Origin of the sequence: Synechococcus sp. R6-10 (assembly GCF_047461815.1) — a bacterium.
Classification (GTDB): Bacteria; Cyanobacteriota; Cyanobacteriia; order Thermostichales; family Thermostichaceae; genus Thermostichus.
The window spans coordinates 1-7,122 of record NZ_JANSHW010000175.1 but is presented as its reverse complement, the minus strand read 5'-3'; the positions used below and the strand labels follow the sequence as shown (position 1 = coordinate 7,122).

Annotated in this window: 7 protein-coding genes; 6 read left to right on the top strand and 1 reads right to left on the bottom strand. The window is 60.7% G+C overall.

The window, feature by feature from the left end; translation table 11 throughout:
- The 6 genes from NW837_RS05685 to NW837_RS05660 all read left to right on the top strand — a co-directional run.
- Nucleotides 1-302, top strand: a 302-nt coding sequence (locus NW837_RS05685; RefSeq protein ID WP_414329757.1) for a DUF933 domain-containing protein, incomplete at its 5' end; no start/stop codon positions are given.
- 516 nt (nt 303-818) lie between these two features.
- Nucleotides 819-1,721, top strand: coding sequence for a dihydropteroate synthase (folP, locus tag NW837_RS05680; protein WP_414329755.1), 903 nt, complete (start codon nt 819-821; stop codon nt 1,719-1,721).
- Entirely contained in the window at nt 1,708-2,091 is a 384-nt protein-coding gene (gene folB, locus NW837_RS05675; protein ID WP_414329753.1) for a dihydroneopterin aldolase, read from the top strand. Before folP ends, folB begins: the two co-directional genes overlap by 14 nt.
- Entirely contained in the window at nt 2,088-2,594 is a 507-nt protein-coding gene (folK, locus tag NW837_RS05670) for a 2-amino-4-hydroxy-6-hydroxymethyldihydropteridine diphosphokinase (RefSeq protein ID WP_414329751.1), read from the top strand. The genes folB and folK overlap by 4 nt, the downstream gene beginning before the upstream one ends.
- 46 nt (nt 2,595-2,640) lie before the next feature.
- Complete coding sequence (locus tag NW837_RS05665; protein WP_414329749.1) at nt 2,641-4,239, top strand: glucose-6-phosphate isomerase; 1,599 nt, start codon at nt 2,641-2,643, stop codon at nt 4,237-4,239.
- 130 nt (nt 4,240-4,369) lie between these two features.
- Nucleotides 4,370-5,509 carry a glucose-6-phosphate dehydrogenase assembly protein OpcA gene (locus tag NW837_RS05660; RefSeq protein ID WP_414329748.1) on the top strand — a complete coding sequence of 380 codons (1,140 nt, stop codon included), beginning with the start codon at nt 4,370-4,372 and terminating at the stop codon, nt 5,507-5,509.
- Between the two features lie 439 nt (nt 5,510-5,948).
- Here the strand turns inward: NW837_RS05660 and NW837_RS05655 are convergent.
- The coding region (locus NW837_RS05655; RefSeq protein WP_414329746.1) for a phenylalanine--tRNA ligase subunit beta at nt 5,949-7,122 on the bottom strand (1,174 nt) is incomplete at its 5' end.

Sequence of the window (7,122 nt, the reverse complement as noted above, 5' to 3'; positions counted from 1 at the left end):
GCGGGCTGAAATCTCTCATCCGAGCCACCTACGAGCTGTTGGGCTTGCGCACCTACTTTACCTCTGGCCCCAAAGAAACCCGCGCTTGGACGATTCCAGTCGGCGCCACAGCCCCTCAGGCAGCCGGGGTGATCCACTCCGATTTTGAGCGGGGCTTCATCCGGGCCGAGACGGTGGCCTATGCCGATCTGGTGGCGGCGGGATCCCTGAATGCCGCCAAAGAAAAGGGCCTGCTGCGCAGCGAAGGCAAAGACTACGTCGTCCAGGAAGGGGACGTGATGCACTTCCGCTTCAATGTCTAGTTCCCTATCCTCCTGCATCTCTCAGGCAAGCTGGGTTTTCTCAGAAACTGAAGACTTGCTCCCTGTCTTTAGGCAAAAAGACTTAACCCGCCCTGGACAAGGGATCCCAGCGCAGCTCCGGCTGGGTCTGAGAGGGGGCCTTTTCCTAAGAAAACGGTTGACGCTGTAACGAAACATCACAATAATTGGACTAGATAAACAAATGTTTTAGGGATGTATTGATGGATCTGCTGCAATACGGCCCGATGGCCTGGGTTTACATGGCAATCTTTGCCTCTATCATTTGGTGCATCTGGGGTCGTTCCGAAGACGACATCATGTTCTAGAGTGGGATGAGTTCCTCTGCCGACTCAGGCCAACCCCAGCGTCTGAGTTGGCGGAGGCTCTTCCCCAGGTTGCATTCTGCAAGCCGGAGACGCCGAAGCATTTCACTGGATTTCAGCCATGCGTGGGGCTTGGGCCATAGTATCCTGAGCTGCGGGAGACTCTTTCCTTGCCCCAGCAGCACAAACCAGCATGCTCTTTGCGCAGGATCATCTTCTGAAGGTTAGAAGTGTTACCAGCTTGATCTCCCGACGTCCTCTGCCTGGGGCAGAACAGACGCCAGAGGGCTACCGTCTTTCTTGGCGGGGCGTTGGGGTGATGGGGGTGCTAAACGTTACCCCCGACAGCTTCAGCGATGGCGGCCAGTGGGGATCTGCAGAAGCGGCTGTGCAGGCAGCCAAAGCCATGGCAGCGGCAGGGGCCTTGATCGTGGATATTGGCGGCGAGTCCACCCGTCCGGGAGCGGAGCCGGTATCGGTGGAGGTGGAATGCGACCGAGTCTTGCCCGTGATCCGGGCCCTGGAAGGATCCGGGATCCCCATCAGCGTCGATACGCGCAGAACGGAGGTGGCGGCTGCGGCTTTGGCTGCCGGGGCGCACATCATCAACGATGTCAGCGGGCTGCGGGATCCCCAAATGATACAGGTCTGTGCCGAAAAGGGGGTGCCGGCGGTGATCATGCACATGCGGGGAGAGCCGCGCACCATGCAGCAGCAGACCGACTATGCTGACCTGGAGGGGGAGGTTTTCGGTTTCCTCAGGGAACAGGCGGAGCGGGCTCTGGCGGCGGGCGTGCCCAGCGTTGTTTTGGATCCGGGCTTAGGCTTTGCCAAAACTGCCGAGCAGAATGTAGTCCTGCTTAAAGCCCTACCGCGGCTGGTGGCCTACGGCTACCCGGTCTTGGTGGGGGCCTCCCGCAAAAGTTTTGTGGGTAAGCTTTCCGGCATTGCCGTACCTAATCAGCGAGACAGCGCCAGCGTGGCCGTACACCTGTTTGCGGCCAGCCGGGGAGCTGCCCTGGTACGGGTTCATAACGTGCCAGCTCATGTTTCCGCCCTCGCCACTTGGGAAGCTCTGCACCATGATGCAGGGTAGGCTGGTGCTCCAGGGCCTTGTCTTTCATGCTTACCACGGCCACTGCCCGGAGGAAGCGGTTTTGGGCGGGCGCTTTGTGGTGGATGTGGAGATGCAGCTTTCCCTGGCCCAGATCCAGGATGACCTCTCTGGCACAGTGGACTATGCCCAAGTGTATGAGATGGTGCGGCAAGAGGTGACCGGCCAGCGCCGCCGCTTGATCGAGACCTTGGCAGACCAGATTGCAGAGCGGCTGTGGCAGAGCTATCCCCAGCTGGAGGCCCTGACCGTGCGGGTTCACAAGCCCCAAGCTCCCCTGCCGGGGCTGTTCGAGGATGTTTACGTCGAGGTCGACCGCCGGCGAGCCGTAAGCAGGGCGGAAGCCTCATGAATCGTGACCTGGCCTATGTTGCCCTGGGAAGCAACCTGGGGGATCCGCTGCAGCAGTTGCGCTTGGCTGTGCAGAAGTTGCGCCGGTTGGGAGAGGTGGTGGCCTGTTCCAGTCTCTACCGCAGCCCAGCCCAAGGGGGGCCACCCGGACAGCCTGACTACCTTAACGCAGTGGTGGCGTTGGATCCCTTTCCCCCCTACCGGTCTCCCCTGGAGTTGCTCGGGGCGCTGCTGGCCATCGAGCAGGAGGCAGGACGGGTGCGGCGCATCCGCTGGGAGGCCAGAACCCTGGATTTGGATCTGCTGGCCGTGGGTAACCGGATCCTGAACAGCCCAGAGCTGACGTTGCCCCACCCCCGCATGATGGAACGTGCTTTTGTCTTAGCTCCCTTGGGGGAGATCGCTCCCGACTGGCGTCACCCTGAGACCGGTGTGGGGGTCAAAGAGGCACTCATCAGTTTGGATCAGTCCTGGCTGGAGCGCACAACCCTCGGCTGGGAGTAAGAAAGAGTTTGGTAAGCTGGTTAGGGATTTCGGCAAAAGGGATCCCATGGACAGCCTCCAACTCTGGCAGCGCTACTGCGATTGGCTTTACTACCATCCCGGCCTGGAGATTTTCGTCGATATCAGCCGCATCCGTTTCACTCCCCCTCAGGTGGAAGCGCTACGGCCTCGCTTTGCCCAGGCTTTTGCCGATATGCAGGCTTTGGAGGCAGGAGCCATTGCCAACCCCGACGAAGGCCGCCAGGTGGGCCACTATTGGCTGCGGGCGCCCGAGCTGGCTCCCACCCCTGAAATCCGGCAGGCCATTCAGGATTCCATTGAGCGAGTGGAAACCTTTGCCGAAAAGATCCATCGCGGAACCATCCCGGCCAGCGGGGGGGGACGGTTCACCGAGCTGCTCTGCATCGGCATTGGCGGCTCAGCTCTGGGGCCGCAATTTGTGGCGGAGGCCCTGGCTCCGCTGCACCCCCCCCTGAACATCCACTTCATCGACAACACGGATCCCGACGGGTTTGACCGGGTGCTGGGGCGGCTGGCAGACCAACTGGGGCAAACCCTGGTGATCACCACCTCCAAATCCGGCGGCACCCCAGAGCCCCGCAATGGCTTGGTGGAGGTGAAGCTGGCCTACCAAAAAGCCGGGATCCCTTTTTCTGCCCATGCGGTGGCCATCACCGGCCCCGGCAGCCAATTGGAGCAGCAGGCGCGGCAGGAGGGGTGGTTGGAGGTCTTCCCCATCTTCGACTGGGTGGGGGGGCGCACCTCCGAAACGTCCCCGGTGGGCCTGTTGCCGGCAGCGTTGCAGGGCATTGATATCCGGGCTTTGCTGGCCGGGGCAGCCACCATGGATGAGGCCACCCGCCTGCCCCACCTGGAGCGCAATCCCGCCGCTCTGCTGGCCATGGCCTGGTACATCGTCGGTCAAGGGCAAGGGCGCAAGGACATGGTGGTTTTGCCCTACAAGGATCGCCTGCTGCTGTTTAGCCGTTACTTACAACAGTTGGTGATGGAATCCCTGGGCAAATCCCATGATCTAAACGGCAACCGTGTGGAGCAGGGCATCGCCGTCTACGGCAATAAGGGCACCACCGACCAACATGCCTACGTACAACAGTTGCGGGATGGCTTGAACAACTTCTTTGTCACCTTCATCGAGGTGCTTCAGGATCGGGAGCCCGGGATCCCTTCCCCCTTCGTGGAGCCGCAGGTGACCAGTGGCGACTACCTGAGCGGCCTGCTGCAGGGCACCCGCCAGGCTCTCTACGAAAACGGTCGCGACTCCATTACCGTGACGCTGCCACGGGTGGATGCCCGCTCGGTGGGGGCCTTGATTGCCCTCTACGAGCGAGCCGTGGGCCTCTATGCCTCCCTAATCCAGATCAACGCTTACCATCAACCGGGGGTGGAAGCAGGCAAGAAAGCCGCCAGCGCTGTCTTGGAGCTGCAACGGCGATTGCTAGAGACGGTGCAGGAGCACCAGGGATCCCTGACTTTGCCCCAACTGGCAGAGAAACTGGGCTGCCCGGAGCGCATAGAAACCCTGTACTGGATTGTGCGGCACCTACACGCCAATGGCCGCGGAGTCCTGTTGACAGGGGATCCCGCCCGCCCCCTGGAGCTGAGCATCCAGCCCCGGCCCGCTTGATCCTCTGATTTCCTGGATTGGGTGTGGAGCGCAGGCTTGAGTTGGTCAATCTGTACCTCGCCTTAAGCCCTTCCCGGCCAGCCGACCCCCCTGCCTAGAATCGAGCAAGAGTCCACTCCAGGAGGAGACTATGGATCAATCTGCTGCCGTCCTGCCCCTACAAACCCCGAAAGATGTCTCCATCGAAGATATTGAGCAGGAGCTGAACAAGATCTGGTCTTCCAAAGGAGAGAGCGTTGCCGCCCGCGCTGCCACCTTTACCCTGGTGGTGTACGAATCTCTGGACGATGCGCTGTTGCTGCCTTCCCCCACCGTCGAAGCCATCGCCACCCAGAACCCCTGTCGCGTCATTGACCTGCGAGCCAAACGAGAGGGATCCCCAGACGATGCCATCGAGGCCCAGGTGGCCGCCTACTGTCCGGTGACCCGTGAGCAGCGCAGCTCGTTGGTCTGTTGCGAATACATCACCCTGAAAGCGCCCGAATCGGCCTTTGTGCGGGCCTGCAGCACCGTTGCCTCGCTGCTGATCCCCAACTTGCCCACCTTTTTGTGGTGGCAGGGGGATCTGGATCTGAACAGCTTGCTGTTTCAAAAATTGGTGGCCCTGAGCAATCGGGTCATCGTCGATTCGCGGGGCTTTGTCAATCCAGAAGAAGATCTGCAGGAAATCCACCTCTTGGTGGGTGAGGGGCGCCACTGTGGGGATCTCAACTGGCGGCGGCTGCTGCCCTGGCAGGAACTCACCGCCCAAGCCTTCGACCCTCCCGACCGGCGAGAGTCCCTCTACCTTGTGGATCGTGTGAACCTCGACTACAAAGCCGGCAATCCCTGCCAGGCGTTCCTCTTCCTGGGCTGGCTGGCCAGTCGCCTGGGATGGACTCCCACAGAGCGGGTTCAGGCTCAAGAACACGATTACAAGATTGACCGCATCCGCTTTCAAACCCAAATGGGCGGTGAGGTGATGGCAGAACTGGCGGCTGTGCCCTTGGCCTCGGAAATCAGCCAGCCGGGGGATCTCATCGGGCTGCGCCTCACCTCCAGCAACCAAGAAGCCGACGCCTGTACTGTGCTGTGCTCCGAAATCACAGGGTGTATGCGCATGGAAGCCATGGGGGGCGCTCAGAGATGTGTGGTTCGCCAGGTGGCTCCCCTGGAGCAGGATTCCCTCGACACCCTGCTGGCTGCCGAGTTGCAGCGGCTTGGCCCCGACTACCTCTACGAAGAAACCCTAGGGGTGGTGGATCAGATGCTGAAGCTGGGCAAAAGCTGAGATCTGCTTCTGGTTTAAGTGACATACTCCCGCACTCATACTGATGCAAAGCGCTCCGCGCCGCTAAAGCGAGAGAGTGCGGGCTTCAAGGACTCCGTCCCGCTGACGCGAACAGTGACTCCGGTTAGCGCTCCGCGCTGCTAGCGCGAAAAGGACGGGATGCCCCACCACCCTGTACTTGATGTTTATAGCGGCAGTGTATAAAACCCCGCTACTTTTTATGTTTATGGCACCAGTCAAGGACAAAACATCATGTCCCCGCCTTTCATCCCGACTCTCACCCTGGATAGTGGCTAGCCACTAGTCACCAGTCACTAGCCCCTAATAGAGGGCGGGGCTTCCCAGCGGTGTAGCTAACGGGGTGCAGGGGCAATCAGTCCCGCGCCCTGCCCGCAGGGTGAGCACCGGGAGGATGTTATAGTAGCTACAGAGGGGTCGGCTAGCTGCGCAAGGTCACCGGAAATTGTGTTGCCAACTGCGCCCTCACCTGGTTTTGCAGAGCTTCTACCTCCGCATCCGTGAGGGTGCGATCGGGAGCGCGGTACACTAGGCGGAAGGCAAGGCTGCGCTGCCCTGCAGGTACTCCTTGGCCCCGGTACTCGTCGAAAAGCTGCACCGATTGGAGAAGTTCTCCGCCCGCTCGACGGATAACCTTCTCGATCTCACCAACGGCAAGGTCGAGTGGCGCAAAGAAGGCGATATCCCGATCGGCAGCAGGAAAGGGCGAAAAGGGGACAAATTGCACAATGCCCCGTCTCTCCAGGCTTTCCAGCAAGGGATCCAACTGCAGCTCAAACCCATAGACCTGATCTGGCAGCCCCTTTTCCTGACAGAGGCGGGGGTGCAGTTGCCCGAACAAACCGATGCGGGATCCCTCAATCCACAAACTGGCCTGGCGACCGGGGTGAAGCAGGGACGATTGCTCTTCAGGGGGATCCAGACGAAACTCCGGGCCAAATCCCAGCCGCTCCAGAGCGGAGACCAGCAGCCCCTTGGCCTCGAACCAGTCCATGGGTCGGTTGCGGTGCTGCCAATCGTGGGGATTGGGATCCCCGCCCAAGATACCGCCGATATGCTCAGCTTCCCGGTAAGGGTGGGGGTTGGGGGGAAGGGCATGGGCAAAAACACGACCGATTTCAAAGGCTTGGAGCGGGCCGTTGCCTTGATCCCAGTTGAAGCGGAAGGCCTCCACCAGGCCGGGAAGTAGCGCATTGCGCACGGCTGAATATTCAGGCGAAAGTGGATTGGCAATCCTCACCAAAGATCCATCCTCCTCCGCTGGGCAGAGGGAGATGTGATATACCTCTGTCAGGCCAATGCCGCGCAGCACTTCTCGGATCTGGCGGGTGAACGTTTCCCGCGCCGAAAGGGATCCCACCTGCGGCTCGGTGGGTAGGGTTTCTGAGAAGCGGTCATAGCCGTAGAGACGGGCAAACTCCTCGATGAGGTCGATCTCCCGCTCAATGTCCCGCAGGCGATAGGGGGGAACGACGACCTGCCAAACGCAGCTGGCCACGGTTGCCGTCTCGGTAGCGGGGGAGAGGGCACTCTGGGAATTGGCCCCTTCGCAACGGGAGAGCTGAAAGCCCAAGGCAGATAGGATCTCCTCCACA